This window comes from Desulfovibrio sp. JC010 (assembly GCF_010470675.1).
GTDB lineage: Bacteria > Desulfobacterota > Desulfovibrionia > Desulfovibrionales > Desulfovibrionaceae > Maridesulfovibrio.
Genome location: NZ_VOIQ01000021.1, coordinates 1 through 19,713 on the forward strand (window position 1 = coordinate 1; position 19,713 = coordinate 19,713).

The 19,713-nt window shown below is 47.0% G+C and carries 15 protein-coding genes and 1 tRNA gene; 7 read left to right on the top strand and 9 right to left on the bottom strand.

The genetic code is table 11. The features are described from left to right. The 3 genes from FMR86_RS18770 to FMR86_RS18780 form a co-directional block, all read left to right on the top strand. Positions 1 to 2,144 (top strand): DNA topoisomerase (locus FMR86_RS18770; protein ID WP_163352939.1); only part of this gene is annotated, 2,144 nt, incomplete at its 5' end. Positions 2,145 to 2,158: 14 nt separating this feature from the next. Next, positions 2,159 to 2,353, top strand: a complete 195-nt coding sequence (locus FMR86_RS18775; protein ID WP_163352940.1) for a hypothetical protein — start codon at positions 2,159 to 2,161, stop codon at positions 2,351 to 2,353. A 2-nt stretch (positions 2,354 to 2,355) separates the two neighbouring features. Then, positions 2,356 to 4,671 (top strand): zincin-like metallopeptidase domain-containing protein, encoded by a 2,316-nt coding sequence (locus tag FMR86_RS18780; RefSeq protein ID WP_163352941.1) that lies wholly within the window; start codon positions 2,356 to 2,358, stop codon positions 4,669 to 4,671. A 667-nt stretch (positions 4,672 to 5,338) separates the two neighbouring features. Here the strand turns inward: FMR86_RS18780 and FMR86_RS18785 are convergent. Beyond that, positions 5,339 to 5,905 (bottom strand): hypothetical protein, encoded by a 567-nt coding sequence (locus FMR86_RS18785; RefSeq protein WP_163352942.1) that lies wholly within the window; start codon positions 5,903 to 5,905, stop codon positions 5,339 to 5,341. Between the two features lie 431 nt (positions 5,906 to 6,336). Here FMR86_RS18785 and FMR86_RS18790 point away from each other — a divergent pair, with 431 nt between their 5' ends. Then, positions 6,337 to 7,068, top strand: a complete 732-nt coding sequence (locus tag FMR86_RS18790; RefSeq protein ID WP_163352943.1) for a hypothetical protein — start codon at positions 6,337 to 6,339, stop codon at positions 7,066 to 7,068. A gap of 37 nt (positions 7,069 to 7,105) precedes the next feature. Here FMR86_RS18790 and FMR86_RS18795 read toward each other — a convergent pair whose 3' ends face one another. The 7 genes from FMR86_RS18795 to FMR86_RS18830 all read right to left on the bottom strand — a co-directional run bounded on the left by FMR86_RS18795 (position 7,106) and on the right by FMR86_RS18830 (position 14,039). Beyond that, the gene (locus FMR86_RS18795) at positions 7,106 to 8,161 is read right to left on the bottom strand and encodes a DUF5677 domain-containing protein (RefSeq protein ID WP_163352944.1); all 1,056 of its coding nucleotides are present in this window, start codon (positions 8,159 to 8,161) and stop codon (positions 7,106 to 7,108) included. 40 nt (positions 8,162 to 8,201) lie between these two features. Then, positions 8,202 to 9,815 carry a TraI/MobA(P) family conjugative relaxase gene (gene traI, locus FMR86_RS20640; RefSeq protein WP_239057293.1) on the bottom strand — a complete coding sequence of 538 codons (1,614 nt, stop codon included), beginning with the start codon at positions 9,813 to 9,815 and terminating at the stop codon, positions 8,202 to 8,204. Then, positions 9,812 to 10,129, bottom strand: a complete 318-nt coding sequence (locus FMR86_RS18810; protein WP_239057294.1) for a conjugal transfer protein TraJ — start codon at positions 10,127 to 10,129, stop codon at positions 9,812 to 9,814. Before FMR86_RS18810 ends, traI begins: the two co-directional genes overlap by 4 nt. 444 nt (positions 10,130 to 10,573) lie before the next feature. Next, positions 10,574 to 11,092: a hypothetical protein gene (locus tag FMR86_RS18815; protein WP_163352946.1), complete on the bottom strand. Its 519-nt coding sequence runs from the start codon at positions 11,090 to 11,092 to the stop codon at positions 10,574 to 10,576. A gap of 44 nt (positions 11,093 to 11,136) precedes the next feature. Further along, positions 11,137 to 11,625 carry a HEPN family nuclease gene (locus tag FMR86_RS18820; protein WP_163352947.1) on the bottom strand — a complete coding sequence of 163 codons (489 nt, stop codon included), beginning with the start codon at positions 11,623 to 11,625 and terminating at the stop codon, positions 11,137 to 11,139. Positions 11,626 to 11,638: 13 nt separating this feature from the next. Next, positions 11,639 to 13,411, bottom strand: a complete 1,773-nt coding sequence (locus FMR86_RS18825) for a hypothetical protein (protein ID WP_163352948.1) — start codon at positions 13,409 to 13,411, stop codon at positions 11,639 to 11,641. Between the two features lie 552 nt (positions 13,412 to 13,963). Next, positions 13,964 to 14,039: transfer RNA gene (locus tag FMR86_RS18830), tRNA-Lys, on the bottom strand. 109 nt (positions 14,040 to 14,148) lie between these two features. Between FMR86_RS18830 and FMR86_RS18835 the strand changes: the two genes are divergently transcribed. From FMR86_RS18835 to FMR86_RS18845, 3 genes are all read left to right on the top strand, one after another. Beyond that, positions 14,149 to 16,074 carry a cytochrome c biogenesis protein CcdA gene (locus FMR86_RS18835; RefSeq protein ID WP_239057295.1) on the top strand — a complete coding sequence of 642 codons (1,926 nt, stop codon included), beginning with the start codon at positions 14,149 to 14,151 and terminating at the stop codon, positions 16,072 to 16,074. A gap of 76 nt (positions 16,075 to 16,150) precedes the next feature. Then, positions 16,151 to 17,338 (top strand): iron-containing alcohol dehydrogenase, encoded by a 1,188-nt coding sequence (locus FMR86_RS18840; RefSeq protein ID WP_163352950.1) that lies wholly within the window; start codon positions 16,151 to 16,153, stop codon positions 17,336 to 17,338. 114 nt (positions 17,339 to 17,452) lie between these two features. Further along, positions 17,453 to 18,346 carry an AMIN domain-containing protein gene (locus tag FMR86_RS18845; protein WP_163352951.1) on the top strand — a complete coding sequence of 298 codons (894 nt, stop codon included), beginning with the start codon at positions 17,453 to 17,455 and terminating at the stop codon, positions 18,344 to 18,346. Between the two features lie 80 nt (positions 18,347 to 18,426). Here the strand turns inward: FMR86_RS18845 and FMR86_RS18850 are convergent, their stop codons facing one another. Continuing rightward, positions 18,427 to 19,656: a Xaa-Pro peptidase family protein gene (locus FMR86_RS18850; protein WP_163352952.1), complete on the bottom strand. Its 1,230-nt coding sequence runs from the start codon at positions 19,654 to 19,656 to the stop codon at positions 18,427 to 18,429. Between the last annotated feature and the right edge of the window lie 57 nt (positions 19,657 to 19,713).

Sequence of the window (19,713 nt, forward strand, 5' to 3'; positions counted from 1 at the left end):
CGGAAAAACGGGATGTGGCGGAAGCCATATCTCAAGCCCTCGGCGGTCCTGCCAGACCGACCGGAGCGGCTTTCCATGTCAACGGCGACAGCATCACATGGCTCTGGGGTCATTTGTTGCGGCTCACTGATCCAGAAGAACACGATGAGCGTTACAAGCTCTGGGATCTTAAAACCCTGCCCATGAAATGGCCGGTCAGCTATGTCCCGGAGCAAAAGCACGCCGCCCATCTGAAAAAAATCATCGAAATGGCCCATCAGGCTGACGAGCTGATCAACGCTGGCGACCCGGACCCGGAAGGTCAACGGCTGGTTGATGAAGTCATCGAGTTTGCCGGATTAACCGGCAAGCCGACCAAACGACTCCTGATCAACGACAACAACGGCCCGGCAATTCTGAAGGCCCTGAAAGTCATGGAGGACAACAACAGATTTCACGGGCTGTCCATGTCCGCGCTGGCCCGTGCGGTCTGCGACCAGCGTGTCGGCTATAACCTGACCCGCTGCTATTCCACCATGGCCCAGAAAAAGGGCTATCAGGGTGTTCTTTCTGTGGGCCGGGTCCAGACTCCAATTCTGGGACTGGTGGTTGCGCGTGACCGCGTCCATGAAGGCCACGAAAAGCAGGCTTACCACGTTGTCAAAGCCCGGATCGCTCTGGCGGATCAGGTTGTAGAAGCGGAATTTATTCCAGCAGCGGAAGCACCCGTGGACGATAAAGGACGGATCATTGATGCTGAATTTGCCAGCAAGATTGTGGGCGATATTCAAGACAAATCAGCAACAGTCCTTTCCGTGCAGACCACCGAGCGTAAAAACGATCCTCCACTGCCGTATAACCTGCTGGCTTTGCAGGCCGATGCCGCCGGGCTCTGGAATTTCAAGCCCAAAAAAGTCTTGGAAATCACCCAGCGACTGCGCGATCAGCACAAAGCCATCACCTACAACCGCAGTGACTGCCGTTACCTCAACGACGAGCGACACGCCGAGGCTGCGGAACTCTTGTTTTCCCTGACTCCGGCCTTCGGAGACATGGCTGAATACGCCACCCCCAAGCTCAAATCAAAGGCTTTCAACTCCAAGAAAGTCACCGCGCACCATGCCATAATTCCGACCATGAATGTGCCGGAGCTGGAAAAGCTCACGCAGGATGAACGGCGAATTTATGAACTGATCGCCAAGCTTTACATCGCCCAGTTCTATCCCCCGGCGGAGTTTGTAAGCACCAAGGTTGAACTGGAAATTGCCGGTCACACTTTCAGGGCTGAAGGCAGGGTCAACAGCTCACCGGGCTGGAGGATGCTGGATGAGCTGGCCCGCAAGGAATACGAAAAAGCTGAACGTCAACGGGATTTGTACCGGCTTCAGCAGGGTGGTTCCGGCCCAGTGAACTCCGCCGAATTCGTGCAGGCTTTCACCAAGCCTCCCGCACGCTACACCATGAAAACTCTGCTCAAAGACCTGACCTCAGTCGCCAAATACGTGACCGACCCGGAAATCAAAAAACTGCTCTTGGACAAAGACAGCGACAAACAGGACGAAGCTGGCGGGATCGGAACTCCGGCCACCCGTGACGCTCATATCGACACCCTCTTCAGGCGCGGCTTTCTGGGCGAGGACGGCAAGAAGGTCGTCAGCACCGAGCTGGGCCGCAATTTCCACAATGCCCTGCCGGAATTCGCTGTGAAGCCAGACATGACCGCGCTCTGGCATGAGAAGCAAAAGCAGATTGAAGCCGGAGAACTAAACCATCTCAAGTTCATTGAGGAAGTGGAGAGTTCGGTTGCTCAGGAAATTGAACGCGTTAAGCGCGAAGGGCTAAATATCAGGGTTCAAGGGGTGCAATGCCCCAAATGCAAAACCGGAATTCTGCGGTCCCGCAAAGGCAAAACAAAATTCTGGGGCTGCTCAAATTATCCCGACTGCAAAGCGACCTTCCCTGATAAATCCGGCCAGCCGGATCTCACGTCCAAACCTGCGCAGAAGCTGGAACCGTCCACGGAACACATCTGCCCGGAATGCGGTAAGGGCCTGATCCGCAGACCGGCCAAGCGCAAAGGGCTGTTCTGGTGGGGATGCAGCGGCTTCTCGGATTGCAAATTCCGCTGCTTTGACGAGAAGGGAAAACCAAAACTTGAAAAATAAACCAAGGAGAAAAAATGCACACAAACAATGAAATTAAAAAACACATGGACGCACAGGCCCGGCAGATTGACCGGGAACTGAGCGAAAACCCCGGTGCGGCCATGGAAGTGGATCAGGAGCTGGCCGACCACATGGGGGCTTTTGAGGAAACCGCGCTCAGCCTTGAGGATGCGGAAGATGCTTCTTTTGATCCTTTTGAGGAGGAATAGACATGGCAAAAGAAAAAACACCCTACTATCAGCGGTTTGCTGAAGAAATCATCGAGAAGTTGAAGGACGGCACAGCCCCGTGGATCAAGCCTTGGAAACCCGGTGAATATCAGCCCGCCTTCAATCCGGTTTCCGGCACTGTGTATCGTGGAATCAACCAGCTCATGCTCGGTTTGGATGATCTGAATGATCCCAGATTCCTGACCTATCGGCAGGCGGAATCCAAAGGCTGGCAGGTCCGCAAGGGTTCAAAATCCCGATCTATTGTTTTCTGGCAGATGTCCCGCCAGATTGCGCTCAAAGACGATAACGACAAGAACATTCTGGATGAGGACGGCAACGCCCAAACGCAGACAGTCATGCTTTCAAAGCCGATTATCCGCTTCTCCAATGTCTTCCACGCCAGCCAGATTGACGGAATCCCGGAATGGGATGGCCGGGAGATCACATGGAACCCCGACGACCGGGCTGAAGTCATTCTCCAGAACTCCGGGGCCAGCATCACCCACGACCAGCGCAACAAGGCATTTTACAGGCCGTCCTCGGATGAGATTCACCTGCCGCCGCATGCGGCCTTTGGCAACTCTGATCAGTATTACAGCACAGCCCTGCATGAGCTGGGACACTGGACTGGACATGAATCGCGCCTTGATCGGGAATTCGGGCCGTTCGGTTCCGAGATTTATGCCAAAGAAGAACTACGTGCCGAGATCGCAAGCTGGATGATTAGCGCGGAACTCGGCCTCAGCCACGATCCCGGCCAGCATCTCAGCTACGTTGATAACTGGGTCAAAGTGCTTGAGGAAGACCCTTTTGAAATTATCCGGGCCTGCCAGAGCGCGGAAAAAATCAAGGATTACACGCTGGATTTCGAAAAGGACCGCAGTCAGCAAAAAACAAAAGAAGAAGGCATATCCATCTCCACATCGGACAAGGCCAAGCTTGAGCAGCGGGAATCAATGTACGGACTCCCGGCAAAGGGGAGGACTTATCTCAAAGTGCCGTTCTCCGAAAAAAATGAAGCCAAAAAACTTGGGGCCAAATGGGATAAGGACAAGAAAATGTGGTTCGCTCCTGAAGGCACTGACCTTGACCAGCTCGCCCGCTGGATGCCCAATGCACAGGCTCAAGATCCTGCCACCAAACCTGAACAACAGAACAAGAACACCGTGAAGAATATTGCAACGGAAAAGACCTATCTGAACGTGCCGTATAAACAGAAGTGGCTGGCCAAAAAGCACGGAGCACGCTGGGATAAATCAGCTAAGCTCTGGTTTGCGCCCACCGGAACCGATCTCGGCCCGCTGGCTGAGTGGCTGCCGAAGGAAAGGATCATTGCGCCGGAAACAAACGCAGTTCAGGAATTCGCCAAGGCCATACAAGAGGCCGGGCTTGATCTTCAGGGCCAGATGCCGATCATGGACGGAACTCTGCACCGTGTACCGGTCATAGACGGCAAACCCAATTCAAAGGACGGCGCATACAAGGGCTTCCTTGACGGCCATCCCGCCGGATTCATCCAGAATCACAAAACCGGCCTGAAAATGAATTGGAAGGCTGAAGGCACCAAGCTGACCGAAGAGCAGAAAGCCCAGCTCAAAGCACAGGCTGCCCAGAAAAAGCTGGAACGCGAAAAGGCCATTGCCGAACAGCGTGAAAAAGCCTCAAAACGTTCCTACGCCAAGTGGACCAACGCCCAATGGGCCACCAAACAACAGGCATACTTGAGCAAGAAGGGAGTCCCCAACTACGCGGTAAAGGTCAACGAGCACGGTGATCTGCTCGTGCCGGGCCGTGACGTTGAAGGCCATATCCACACCCTGCAAACCATCACCCCGGACGGCAAGCTCTTTGAAAAAGGCGGCTTGAAAGCAGGCATGTTCCACACCATCGACCCCGGCGAAAAGATCGCCAAAGGCGGTCCGATCCTTGTTGCAGAAGGCTACGCCACAGCAGCCAGCGCACACATGGCAAGCAATATGCCCACTGTCGCAGCGTTCGACGCTTCCAACCTAGAACCGGTCGCCATGGCCCTGAAAACCAAATACCCCAAAAGCACCATCGTGCTGGTCAGCGACAACGACCATCACCTCAAAAACAATGTCGGGGTAGAAAAGGCCGAGGCTGCAGCCAAAACCGTCGGTGGTTTGTTGGTAACACCCAAATTCAGCGAGGCCGAAAAGTCGCAAGGCCTGTCAGACTTCAATGATCTGCACCAGTCTCGCGGACTTGGAGAAGTACAGAAACAGATCTCCCAGACCATCAAGATGGCGAAATCCATGAAGGCTGGAGAATTGCCGCTGGCTATGGCGATGTAAGAATTAATTAGATGGGCTCTGAGGGGGGACCATCTGTATTTTGAAAAAACTCTACATATAAAATATATACACCAACATAAATAAGTTTATTATTACTTACGTATAGTAAACAAAAAAGTGGCTCCATACTAATGAAGCCACTTAAGGTTTTAATTAATCATATTTCTTGGATTTTAAAAGCCTATACTCTCGCAGAATACGGGCAATCTTGTCCAAGCATCCAGAAACAGCGGTAATCAACGTAGCAATAGCAATGATCATTTCAACTTGGAGTTGCATATTGCATTTCCTCATTGAGATTTTGCCCGTCTTCTAGTCAGACTTTCTCTGCTGAGCTCTCATGGTCTCGACTCCGCTTCTTCTCTTTGTCCAGTATTTATCTGGAGGCTCAGTGCGGGTAATAGAATCTGAGTAGATTCTCTTTTTAATTTGTATAAGAAGGAGTTTTTTCTTCCGTTCTTAGAAGTTAACACAGGGATGCCTTTTTGAATAAAAAAGAGACCTTAGCTATCAGCTCAATTTCTGTCAGAATCTTTTAGCAGCCGCCATGGTCCTGACGCCACCACCCTACCTACCCCCTGAATCAAAGAAACAGGGCCTGTGGTCAGCATATTGAAATCTGCTAATGAAAAAATAAACGGACCTGAAGTCTTGGTCAATTTAAAATTCAAGATATTTTTGTCATAGCGAAAAAGGCACTGCCCGTTTCTGCAAAAGGATTATCACCCAAGCCAGCCGCTTGATGCAGTTCAACAATAATTTTCTGAGTATGCTTGATAGCCTTTTGAGCGTTCTCTTTCGTGGCATATTCTTCCCAGCTAGCCCCTAGCGTGAATCTATTTATTTGTTCGTTGGGAACGCATACATCTTTAGTTACGTCTTCAATAGTTGTTTTCCCATGAGCCATGGTGTCCCTAAAAGAGAATATTTCCTTAATCGTTGAATACGGAGCCACATCGAAGTTAACTTCAAGATTTAATTGATTACAAAATTTTTCATATTTTTTAAATTTTGGAATATTTCGTTCAATTTTATTCCATTTTTTATCTCTTAATGCTCCAAAATGATTGAAATATGCTTCAAGAGTAAATGCACAAAAGACAATGCAACTTATTCGGTTATACAAGGCACCTACATCGCTAGCCTGTGCCTGCTCAAGCATTTGCTTTGCGCCAATAAACATATACGCAAAAGTATTCGTTTCACGTTCCCCAACAACTCTATAATTCTCCATACCTGCCTCGAAAAAGATTGAACATGACCTATGTTTTAAGCTCTTATGCGGACTTTCCCCTGACCATGAGCCTATTCTTCAACGTGTATAGAACATTGCAAGACGAATCAACACGCCAAATCATTTTATCCAATTTCAACGAAAACGAAAAACGCAAGAGCTATCCGACTTCAATGACCTATACCAATCTCGTGAGATTGGAGAATTGCCGTTGGCTATGGCGATGTAAGGTTTAATTAGATGGACTCTGGAGGATTCTTGCTATTTACATATTTTTTAATTATCCACCGCAAATGTACGCATATAAAATATTCAATAGAGTCAAAAAAAAGAATATTTCATGGACAAACTGTATAAACGCTCTAGCCTCAATCGTCACAGTAATAGCCCTATGTATCTCTCTACAATTCAATAAAGAAGTAATCACCGAGATGAAACGAGAAAGGCTACTCACTAACACCCCTTTGATTTCCCCGGTCGATATTAATTATCTTGTCTCGAAACCAAACAGTTCATTTCCTGTTCCCGATGGGTGGAGCCTAAAGTTCGATTGGGAGCCCTTAATTTCACCAGAAAAAACAGACAGCAATTCTCATAGAGTCGCAAAAAAAGTTGGCAATAAATATAATTCAACAACTTTGGTCTTTAAAAATATTTCTGAATCCCCAGCACTAAACCTAGAAATAACAATGACATCCTATTTATTTAGGATCAAACCTATCGATAAAATATTTTATGGAGAGACGCCCGGACTATTTAGTACTGAGGACTATATTACTGAAAATGGTCAAATCATGTGGAAATATAGGACAAATGCCCTTATGCCACATGAAGCCATAACTATCCCAATTTCCAACATATACCTTCACTTTTGCTCTTCATACATATCTCAAAGACATAGAGAATACGTAGCCTCAAGGGCGTGTTCTATTAATCCTATAATTGAAGAACTTCCGCCAATAGATGTTAGTTTAATTTTCAGGGACTCTTCACAAGCAAATATGACCCAAGAATTTAAATTACAACATAAATTTGAAATAGGACGTCCTTCGTCAAATCCGTATTTTGACCCAAAAAACAAATCAAACAGCACAGATAATCCTGTCGCTGTTGGAAAAATATTTACAGAAGATCGTTTGTTAGCAACAGAATTTAAGCAATAAAAAGTGCCTTCAATGAAAACATGAGACTACAGATAATTTAATTCATATTTTTATCTAGCTCTGGAAAATCAATTTTAAAAAAAATATCACCAACATTTTCAGCAAGCTCAGCCAAAATCTTCATTATAGCAATATGATCTAGAGTCGGCTTTATAAGCAATAAATTTGTCGTAATATTCACCAAACTCAAAGCCGTCGAAGAAGCAGGGTCCGTCATTCCTGAATCGCTCGGACCTACAAGTAAAACATCCTTTTCTGACTCACACATACCCAATTGATTCCGCAAGGCCTTTGGCCCAGCATGGATATTTTGGCTTGCCCACTTATAATAAGGTCTAAAATGGTCTGACCCAACACTTTGCTCAATATCTGCAAAGTTCACTCTTCCTTTCTTAGATACAAATTTAGATGCCCAACCATACTGCCCCTTGAACTCTTTACCATACTCAGCAACAATTTCGTCATAAACTTTTTTACAGGAATCTATCTCGCCTTGTGTTGGCCCTTCAGCATTTAGCCGACTCTCAAATTTTTTTTGCTGAAGCATGCCTTTGTATGATTCTATCACATCATGGTCTAAATATCTTTTGGCGCATTCTTGACCATTGGCAGTTATAAATGATGAAGTAACAGCAACCTCATGAAGAGCACGCCATCTAGCATGAGCTCCGTCAGCATATCCTGACTTAAGTAGACAAAGAATTTCATTGGCTATATGACACGCTCTTGCATGGAGTCTTACTATAGTGCCAAAGAGGAAATCTTTTTGTTTTACAAACTCAGCCCCATACATTTTATTACATGTATTCCCAGCATCAATACAAATCAAAATCAAAGACTCTAGAGAATCGAATCCATCATCCCATTTACGATAGTTATTCTCTAAAAATTTAGTATTTTCCTTTCTTCTCTCTACTAATTCATCTGACACATAAGATATTATCGTTCCTTTAATTTCGTCAGCTATGTCATCCGTAACCTTTGACAAAAAATCTTTATCTTTTGCTTTTTCTAAAATTTCTTCGGCTTTTTCAGGATAATTTTCGACATGTTCCATTAATGCCTGTATTAACATTTCGTGACATTCTTTCATTCTCCCTCTCCTCGATAGGCAGTTACGGCGAATTCAATCACTATCGACTAAGACCTCGGTGCTGTCTAGCAATCCCATTCCCCTCAACCTTCACATTCCGCCCAAACATCATCCGCGCAAAACTCTGCGCCACTTGCCTTGCCCCAAGATCATTCACGCTGAAGAAAATTTTATCGCCATTGTCCTTAACCATTGCTCCGTTCTTCAGCGTGTAGAGAATATTACCAGACGAATCCACACGCCAAGTCACTTGATCCAAATTACGTTGATCAGGATCGTTTACGCGCTTGGCCTCTTCGGCCTGCAACTGAAGCATCTTGGAAATGGACAGCAGCCTGCGTTTGTCTTTCCAAGCCAGACTTAAATCTGATTTGAACTTACTCTGCTTGATCTTCAGATCTGAAACTTTTGAGGCCGTGCCAGCAAATTCTGGAGAGGAGTTACTTTGAATCGGCTCCTTCTTTGACCGCAAAACTTGCAAAGCTGTTTCATCGCCGTTTTCAGCCTTCCATTTCAAAAAACCATTCCAGCGATTAAAAGGTATTTTATGACGCAATTCCGCACGCTTCTCAGCCATTTCTTGTTTTAAAATTTCCATTGCCGCCGTCTTTCTGCCGGTAGCAATAGCAATTAAGCGGCTGCGGTCTTTGGGCCTCAGCTTGTTGTCTTTTCTTATGGCTTTGACCTTGGCATCCCAATCAGAATTGATCTGCTTCCAACGGCCATCCTGTTCTTCGCGCAATGCTTCATAAACCTTTTTCCTATCGGCTATAGCGGCCTTATACTCAGCGTAAAGTTCGCCACGCTGCTTATGCAGAGGACGGGCTACGTAGCTGTCTTTCTCCATCACCACGAACTCTGCGGGCTTTTGATAGTGGCCGAGTAGGGCTTCGAGTTTGGATTTGCTAAAATCACGGTCAAGTCGGCTGGCCTTGATGGCCGTTTTAGAATGAAGGTCTTTAATGATACAACCGTTGCCGCGCAACCGGACCTCGACGCCGATCTGCGCCAATGATTCATGAAACTCCTGCCAGCCATGCGAAGAACGCAAGGACTCCAAAATGAAATCCTTGCGCTCCTTTACATATGAATCAAAAGACTGCTGGCCGGAATGGGATTCATAAGTAGCCGCACGGTCGTTATTGCGTTTGGGCAGCAATTCTTTTTGCCTGCCGTTATCGAGCTTCAGACCGAACTTTTGTTCCAGCTCACGATGCAGCCGATCACGCTTATGAAAATCCCGGTACGGTTCATGTCGGGTCAGCTTCTCCGGGTGAATCATGTTATATGCGATGTGCATGTGCAGATTGTTGGTATTCTTATGCACTCCACAATGCCGCTGGTACTCCTCAAAGCCCAAAACCTTGGAAAACACCTGCTCAATTTCTTTAAATTTTTCAGCCGTAAGGACGGACTCATCTTCCGGCCTGAAGGACACGATTAAGTGATAGGTCTTTTCCTTACGGGTACGCTTATTCAGATCCTGAGTATCAAGCACTTCCTGAATCGCCAAATCATAGTCATCTCCGGCCCAACAACCTGCACACCATGACATGAGACTCTTTTCGCCCTTATGCTTGGCGTCGGCAATATATTGGGCCAGCCTCCGGTAATTATCGTTTTGCGGCTTACAAGCAATCCTGCGGCTAATCATATAGACCTCACCTTCTGGACTATTTGCCGTTGAGTCTGACCTATTTCTCTAAGTAGCTTCTCAGCCGCTTTTCGATTGTCGTCATCGTCCAAAATTAGCATTTTTAAAAGACCACCCAGACGGCCTTGATCTCCATTAAGCTTCAGAAGCTCCCGGCGAACCTGCTGGTCGGTGCTGCTTCTTATTTCATGGCCCAGACATGCTGCCTTGGCAAAGGCAGACAGAGACAAGCTGCACTGCTCTGCGCTTGAACAGATTTGCTCATATTCCTTTTCCGAAACATAGGTTTTGATAACTTTCTTTTTGCTGGGCACGGATCGCATTTCTCCACGGTTATCTTTTCAATTGCGTTGAACCGAAGGTGAATAAGCCAACCTCAGCCCAAGGCTGAGCAGGACGTAAGGTACACCGCTTTGAAAAAGTGGGCCTACCTTACCTGTCCTGCCTTCGGACTCCGTGGCAACATATGTCTTTTTTTGTCTTTTGAGAACGATTTCGAAGAAATCTATCATAATATCAATAAGTAACGCATAAAGACAAGGAGAGACAAAAAAGGACATGGAAAGACAGATAAAGACAAAATTTCTCAAAAAATATTACAGCCCAGTCTTTGGAGATTTATATGTAGTGGCGGTAAGAAAACATACAGGGAAGCTAACTTTAAAATAACAAGACCTCGAACCGAAGTCCGAGGTCTTGTCAATCATCTGCTAATTTGCCGGGTTTAAAAAATCAAATCAGGCCGAAAATCATACAGACTAACACTTCTCAAGCAATTTCTTCTGACTATCGGACCCACATTTCCGCGCCACATGAAACATCGCCTTAGACAATGGAAACTCAAAATAAAAATCCTTATATCGCTCAAGGAGATGAGGATACAAAGCAGTCATATAACCATTGCCCCGGATATATGGATGTAGCCATGCCCATGAAAGCATCCACCCTTCAGGAATATCTGAATATCGCTGCCCATAATCAAACTCCAGACATCCCATCACGTAATAAGAATGACGGTATCGTTCCTTCAAAAACAATACTAACTGGAGATTGTTATCGTGATACTCTATTTCGTATGGCGCAAAGTCATACCGGCTCTCCCTTTTAAAATAGTAGCCAAGAATTTGTGCGGCCTTTTTCAAGCTTTTTTGAGAATTATATTTAACGCATACTGCATACATATTACGATCATACCAGAGTACGGTAGGTAATTTTTTGAGGTAAGGTATACGGGGAGTAAGCATGTCATATTGGTTCTGCCCCCATGGTAATTTCATTTATATCTCCGTGCTCGTAGCTAAATCCTGTGCTGGACGAAAAATTATCTAACTCGAAAATTCGTATCATCTGAAATTGAACTTAATACATCTGACAATGACTCCACAAATTGCCTGAGTTCATTTCCAGTTAAACTTATATACCAAGGATCAGCGGGGAGCTTCCAGCAATTATTCAGCCCGAACTTTACGCCAGCGATGACCCCGGAGTTGCCTATAAGTTCAATATCAGAATGTGCGAGCGCGTTACGAAAACAGAACAGGAAATCCCTCAAACTGAAACCTTCTGGGCCAAAATTACGCACGCATTCAGGCCATATTCTTGGATCTAAACCAGCTAAAGGAGTATCGTCGATCAATTCATTAAAATCTTCGTATTGAAATACAACCAATCCCAGCAGAGAATTAATTATCTGGGTTATTTCATATACATCACGGTCGTAGCTAACTTTAGATGCGACGACATAATCCATATTTTTTCTTGTACGCCGTGCATACTCCTGAAGCATTTCGTTGTCTGGATATTCAACCACAATCTACCTCTTTCTATTTGTGTTTCATCCAATCTGCTTGCTGTAGCAATTCTAAAACCCCAAAAAGGCTGGAAACGACTTGGTGCAACAATTGAAAACCTTGCTGAACATAGGGGGATGATCTGTCTATCTGTATCAGGCTAAATGCTTCTTCAATCTTGCTACTTGGCAGGTGAGCATCTGCATGCCGCAATTCATACACCCCCACAAGTGGTGCAGTAATTTTTCGAACCAAATCTCTATCATACTCCGAAGCCAACAAATTTTCTAAAGATTTCAGAGATCCCCAGTTTACTTTTTTCGGTGGTGTTACAATTGTCTGCATAGCTTGGGCGTCAAGACTGTCAGCAGTCAATCTAGCAAGAACCTTAGCTAAAGCATAAAATGATTGTTCATCAATTGATCTAAAGCGATGAATCCTTGGCAACAGTTCAGGAATCAATTCATGTTTTCTAAATAATTGAATCTTCATTTTTTCTTGAGCAAGTGAATTTATTAATTCAAACACCTTAGGCAAAAACTCTTCTGGAGCTTTGGTATCGGCAGGAATAGCTTTGACTTGTGAAGCTAAAAGTTCACTAGAAACACCTCCTTCCGGTACCAAATTATATCCGGCCCATATTTGCTGTTGCCATTCAGGAAGTCGTCCAATGTCTTTGGCATAAACATTTACATAGGCAAGATCATTCACTCCAAAATGGACACCATAACCATAGGAACATGAAACTCTTCCTGTTTGAGCAGTAAAAAAGGATAGATTACCGCCTCTCACGTGACTTAATGCCATTATGACCTCAGGTTTAAACCACAACCATTTTCCCGCATCAATAAGATCTTGCCCACAAATCTTGTTGCCTTCGGCATCAATGACAAAAAAAGTTGTTGGAATAATACTATCACCTCGAACCCTCGGACTGCTTGCGCTGGGTAGAATAATTTCATTTCGCCACAATTCTCCCACTACCCTAAAAAGACTTCTCCCTTCAAATCCTCTTTCCCAAGATTCACTATACGTATTCTCTTCCGTTGGAGGACCGGATATGTCTGGAACATCATCTGATTCATCTACATCTGTGCGGGACATATGAAATACAGCCATTTTAGCCCCAATTGGCTCACCTCCTTCATGAATCTCAATAACTCGACCTTCCCATTGGTCCAGTTCAGCCGTTTCGCTGCTAGATCCATCCGGCCATGAAATATGTGAAGCACCATCACAAACTACATCCCTTTCAAAATAGTGAGTCATGTATAAGGCCATCCCCCTAGCGCAAAGGTAATCCTTTAAATACTGAGATTTAATTTCTAGGGCTACGGGTGCATCCTCGTCAGAAGTCCTAAGTCTTGCAACTTCTGTATAGCCTTCTTTTGGACACACCCAAGAGTTACCTTCACGAACTAAACTTAACGAAAGAACCAAATCTTGGTTTAAATGCCATATATTAGGGGTTTCACCATATGTATTTTGATCTAAGACTAAATGAACACCTTCAAGATCATTCCCGTATCCCTTGTACACTTCAGCAGGGATATACTTATCTTCATCAATCCATCCAGAATGTTCATTGCTTATGCCAATATCCATCCAACCAAGTTTTTTTGCGTCTTCAATTTTATTTTGAGGAATAGCGATAGAGCCGCTACCAAAAAACTCTTTCTTATACCCAACGTACCCGTATTCCCCTTCGTCTACTTTGGTCTCAATAGCCCTTAATGGAATCCACACAGATTTACTAAAATTCTTGCGGCGGATGTCTTTCATTTCAAACCAATCTTGATTCATCATCTACTTCAACTTTTGTTTTTTCATAAAAATAATTTCAGAATTATTGCATTGTTCACTGATAAATACATGGCATTGATGGGACCATAAAAAATTCACCTTACTGATCCTTTCATTCCCTTGCTTCGTTTCAAAAGACAACCATGATTTAGCTGTCAATAAAATATAAACCATATACTTTTAGCAACTAATATTTTATCAATATCACCCAACAATGGGAAATTCCGTACCCCTAAAAGAAACGGGGATGCTTATTTGATTTAAGCATCCCCGTTTCTTCGTTTTATCTCGCAATGAGGTATTTTCAAGATTATCAGGCAGCACCGGATAAGTCCTGCCCCAAGTTTTTTCGCTCATGAAAATCAAACCTCACCCATCTAAAAATAATTATTTCAATCCCCAGCAAAATAAATTAATTTTTTCTTAGGCAAAAAGTCTGCCCATTTTAAAAAAAATTTACTTTTTTTCCCAAAACCGGGAGAGGACCGGGAGAGACCCGGAAAAACAAAAAGTAAAAGGGTGCTAGACTAAACGTCTAACACCCTGTATTTACTGTGGTAGGCCACCAAGGACTTGAACCTTGAACCAACGGATTAAGAGTCCGCTGCTCTACCAATTGAGCCAGTGACCCGCGTGTGAAAAAGGGTTTAGAAATATTCACTGCGGATGTCAATCGGTTTTTTATTTTTTTCTTTAAAAAAGGCAACTAAATGCGCTTTAAGCTAATTTGTTTAATTTTATTGAGTTTCATTACAACCTTTGCGCTTATCACCCCGCAAACGGCTCTCAGTGCCCAGAATCAGAATCCCAATCTCGATACAAAGTGGAAAATTTTCAAGCTCAGCAAGGATGACCAAAAGGAAAGCGGGCTGAAAACAGACATTCTGGCGGCACTCATACTTGAACCTAAAAACGGCTGGTATACATACTCCCACAATCCGGGCAAGCTGGGCATGCCCACGACCTTGAAAATCACCCTGACCCCGGACAACACCATTCTCCCGGCTATCTACATGCCGGGTAAACTCAAGAATGATCCCTTGAACAAAGGTAAAAATGTCGCCACCTATTCGGAACCGACCCCGATTCTGATTCCTGTTCCGCCGTCCATAAAATCTTTCACCCTCAAGGCCAGACTCTCCCTGCTCATGTGCTCAAAGACGGCCTGCCAGCCTTTTAAGACCGATCTTAAATTCTTCGGCATGGCTCTTTCCCCGGACAAACTGCCTCAGGCCAATCTGCAGCCGTGGTGGCCTGAATTCGTAAAAATGCGCAAGGATGCCAAACCCATCAAAATTTCCCTGAAAAATATCGCAGCCAAGGTCGAGGGGAAAAATACAGCCAAGACAAAACAATCACAGCCGCAGAAAACTGCTCCACCTGTGCAGGAAGTAAAAACAGCGGCATCAAATGAGACCGTGTCCGAATCAACATTTTCATTTGATTCACTCACCCCCCGCTCTTTTACTCCGGGCCTTGAAGTGACCGACCTGACCACCGCCATTCTTTTCGGGCTGCTGGCCGGTTTCCTGCTTAACTTCATGCCCTGCGTACTTCCGGTGATAAGCCTGAAACTCTCCACTCTGCTGGCCGGGGCCGGGCACGCAAGCGCGGAAGAACAAAAACGTGGTTTCCGGGAACACAATATTTTCTTTGCGCTGGGAATCCTGCTCTATTTCGGTGTCCTCAGCGGAATCCTCGGTATGACCGGGATGGCCTGGGGGCAGATTTTTCAGAAGCCCCCGGTAGTCATCGGGCTGACCGGAGTAGTCTTTGCCCTCAGCCTGAGCCTTTTCGGACTGTTCAATCTGCCCATTGTGGACCTCAAGCTCGGTTCCGAAAACAGCGGCCCGCGCAGGCAGGCCCTGTTCACCGGAATTCTGGCCACCTTGCTGGCCACCCCTTGCAGCGGGCCGTTTCTCGGCGGAGTGCTCGGCTGGGCCATGATTCAGCCGCATTACGTAATCAGCTCGGTATTTCTAAGTGTCGGCGCGGGTATGGCTCTGCCATATATATTGATGGCAATCTTTCCGGCTCTGGCAACCCGCTTTCCCAAGCCGGGCGCATGGACCATCTGGATCGAACGGGCCGCAGGATTTTTCCTTGCCGGGACCTGCATCTATTTGTTCAGCATCCTGCCCGAAGATATGTATATCCCGACCTTGATTTTCCTTTGGTTCACCTCTGTGGGCGCATGGATGTGGGGGCTTTCAGCCGGTGCGGACAAAAAATCTGTCATGTATCTGCTGCGGATCGGCGCACTGACAATCTGCATTGGAGCAGGATTCTGGGCCGCAACACCGCAGGAACGCACCACCCACTGGATCGGCTTTGAACAGGTCGATTTCACCGCCCGTATTGGCGATGAACCGATGCTGGTGGAATTCACAGCAGACTGGTGCCCGTCCTGCAAAGTACTGGAGCAGACAGTATTGACCCCGGCCAACCTCAACCGCTGGCAGGAAAAATACAACCTGACCTTCATCAAGGTGGACCTCACCGCCCCGGACAAGGTGGCCGATGAATTCCTGCGCGCGCTTGGCAGCCGTTCCATTCCGCTGGCTGCAATCTTCAAGCCCGGTAAGGACTCTACATCACCCACGGTAATCCGGGACCTCTACACCACGGGGCAGATGGATGAGGCATTGAGCCAGACTTTGAAATAAACTTTACGGAAGCCGCACAGTCAGTTATCAGGTGGCTCAACAGCAACATTAAAAACTACATATATAAAGGAAGCACATGCTTAATTTTCAGATATTCATTCCCACCCGCATTGTTTTCGGTCCCGGCAAGCTGGCAGAACTGGGAACCCTGCCTCTGCCCAAAGGCAAGAAAGCTATGGTCGTCATCGGTGAATCCGGGGCCATGATCGAGAACGGATACCTCGATAAGGTTCAGGCCGCCCTTGCCAAGCAGGATGTATCCACCGTTGTTTTCGATAACATCTCCCCCAACCCGAAATCCGATCAGGTTGACGAGGCTGCTAAAATCGCCCGCGAAAAAGGAATCGACTTCATTGTTGCTCTCGGCGGCGGATCCACCATCGACGCATCCAAGGCCATCGCACTTCTGACCACCAACGTGGGTAAATGCTGGGATTACATGCAGTCCGGTTCCGGCGGAGGAGTCAATCCTGAAAACCCCGCAGCACCGCTCATCGCCATTCCCACCACAGCGGGAACAGGCACTGAAGCGGACCAGTGGGCGGTAATCAACAAATCCGGCGGCATTGAAAAAATCAGCCTCGGCAATGATTCCACGTTCCCGGCCATCTCAATTGTAGACCCGGAGCTCATGGTCAGCGTGCCCCCGCGCACCACCGCCTACACCGGCATCGATGCATTTTTCCATGCGGTAGAAACCTTCCTTTCCACCGCGCACCAGCCCATGAGCGACATGCTCGCCCTTGAAGCAGTGCACCTGAGCAGCCACTACCTGCCCATGGCCATTGCTGAAGGCGACAACATTGAAGCCCGCACCGTCATGGCCTGGTCCAGCACCGCCGCAGGTATGTGCGAGACTCTTTCTCGCTGCATTTCCCAGCATTCACTTGAGCATGCCTTAAGTGCAAAATACCCGGAACTGCCGCACGGTCTCGGCCTTGCCAAGCTTTCCATCCCTTATTTCAAGCGTCTGATCCCGGAAAGCCCGGAGCGTTTCGAAGATCTGGCCATGGCCATGGGTTACGATACCCAGCAGTTTGATGAGAACCAGCGCGCTACCGTTTTCCTCGAAGGCTTGCGCTCCCTGCTCGAACGGGCCGGATTCAACGAGGAGTCCCTCAAGGATTACGGCGCAAAAGAAGAAGACGTTGCCGAGTTGGTGGATATCGCCGAGCAGACCATGGGCAAACTTTTTGAGTTCACACCTGCGAAAATGGAACGCGAAGATCTCGAATGCATCATGTCCGAAGCTATCGCGGGGTAGAGGGAGTGATTGACATTTGAGTGTGGTCTTTTATAAGTATAACCACAGACAATTAAAGAATTTTGATAAGCTTCAAAGTGTAGGTAGATGGGGATCGGAGGAAAATACCGCACAATGACTAAAAAGCAGAAACAAATCGTTCAGTGTCCATTTTGTGATAGCAACCGTCTCTACTTCAGGCGGGGGCTGGTTTCTGACGTGCTCATTTCCCTGATTGTTCCGGTCAGATCATACACCTGCGGCTCATGCAGCCGCAGCTTCCGCCGCTATGGCAATTACTTCACCAGCAAACAGGCCCTGATCCATATTTTCGGCGCGCTGGCAATACTCGCTTTCATTAATCCGCAACTGCTGCTCCCGGAAAGCTGGCTGCTCAAAGAAGAACAGGTTGAAACTGTTCCTGTTGAAGAAGCTGCTGAGATTGAAATAATTGAAACCCAGCCGGAAAACGAACTTCCCCTGCTTTCCATGGCTATTGCCAATGCCACCAACAGTACGGTTCAGCTGGAAAACGGAACTGTTGCAGTTGCAACCTCAAATAGCACTGCCAATGCTACGCTTGGAAATGCGACACAGGCTAATGCCACCGCAAAGACCATTCTGGCTTTCAACGGTACGGACGTAAGCAACGCCACAGTTGCAGCCAGGCAGCCCGAAGAAAAAGCCAAAGAACCGGAAAAAGAAATCCACGGTTTGCAGGAAGGCAAGCTCAAATCCATCTATTTCAAGGAAGTGGACGGCAAAACCAGAATCAGCCTTGATCTCGGTGGTGCCCCCCTTTCCTACACGTCCTTTTTCCTGAAAGATCCCAACCGCCTTGTGGTGGATATTCAGGGTAAATGGGATTACTTCGGCCCCACTGTACTCAAGCCTGAAAACCCCATCTTCTCGCGCTTCAGGATCGGCATCTATGACGAAAAAATCCGCATGGTCATGGACCTCAAAGGCCAGACCCCGGCCCCGGTCATCACCAAGACCGCAAGCGGACTTGATATTGATGTGAAATAGAATTTTCAAAATAAAGAATCTCAAACTCCCCGTGACCATCAGGTTGCGGGGAGTTTTTCATGCGAAACTTCTGCTAAATCCTACTCAATACAAATAATATCGTAATCATCCCCGGTAATGCACTCCGCTCCGTCAGCGGTCACTTCAAAAGTATTCTCCACCCCGACCATACCAATTCCGGGAATGCCCTGCTTCGGCTCAAGAGCGAAGACCATTCCTTCCTCGATGGGTATGTCAAAGCCCTTGGCAATGGGCGGAAAACCGTCAATGGTCAGACCGATGCCATGCCCGATAAAAGGCACCTTGCATTCCCCGATACCCATAAAACCTTCCATGAACCCTTCTTTTGCAGCCTGCTCCATGACCTTGGCGTAAACTTCGCTGACAAGGTTTCCGGGATAAAGGTGATCAGCAGCAAGGGCCTGCATGTCCTGACAGAAATACTGGGCATCCAGCACCCCCGTGGGAATGGAGCTTTTGGGTCCGGACCAGTAAACCTGTGTTTTATCGGTGTGATACCCCTCCATGACGAATCCGCAGTCAACTGAAAGAGGCGCGCCTTTTTCCCAGAATTTATCACCGCTGCCCATAAAAGGAGAAGCGGGATGCACCCCGCGTAAACCGAGGGGGCCATCAAAGGAACTGGGATAGATGCCGGAATCACCGGCGGAAATATGGCCGAGAAAAATCTCCGCGCCAAAAGTCTGCATGCGCATATGCCCTTCATGCCCCAGCTCAAAAAAGATATTCCAGAGATATTTGGATATCTCCATTTCACTCATGCCCGTCTCAATAAGTTCCGGCAGAACTTCCACCAGCGCGGTATTATGCAGGTGCCCAACTTCACGCATGATTTCAAGTTCCCATTCAGACTTCAGCGCACGCGCGCGGGCCATTACCATATCGCCGGGAACGAACTTATATCCGGACATGCGTGAGGTAAGCATTTCGCCAAGCTGCCATGTCAGCCCTGCAGTATCCGCCGCGATAACCTCACTCAAAGGCTGCCCGGCCTGCTTTGCCAGCGGAGCGAGATCTTTAAAAGACCTGAAACCGACAATATTTTTAATGGCACTTTCGATATTTGCCCGATCGCATGATTTACGCACAAAAAAGACAGGCTCGCCTTCCAGCGGAAGCCAGACCGCACCGTTGACAAAGGAACCGGAGAGGTAATAAATCTGCAAGCGCGAAAAACAGAGCATCCCCCCGGCCTGCGGAGCTACTTCGGGAAGGAAACGGCGGCATTTTTCCCAGCGGGCTTCCAGCTCACTGCGCGGCACAACCACATTGGATTCGAACTCAGACATGGGAAATACTCCTTGTATGTATCGATTTCATATAAAAAGAGGTAAAAGAGAGCTTTG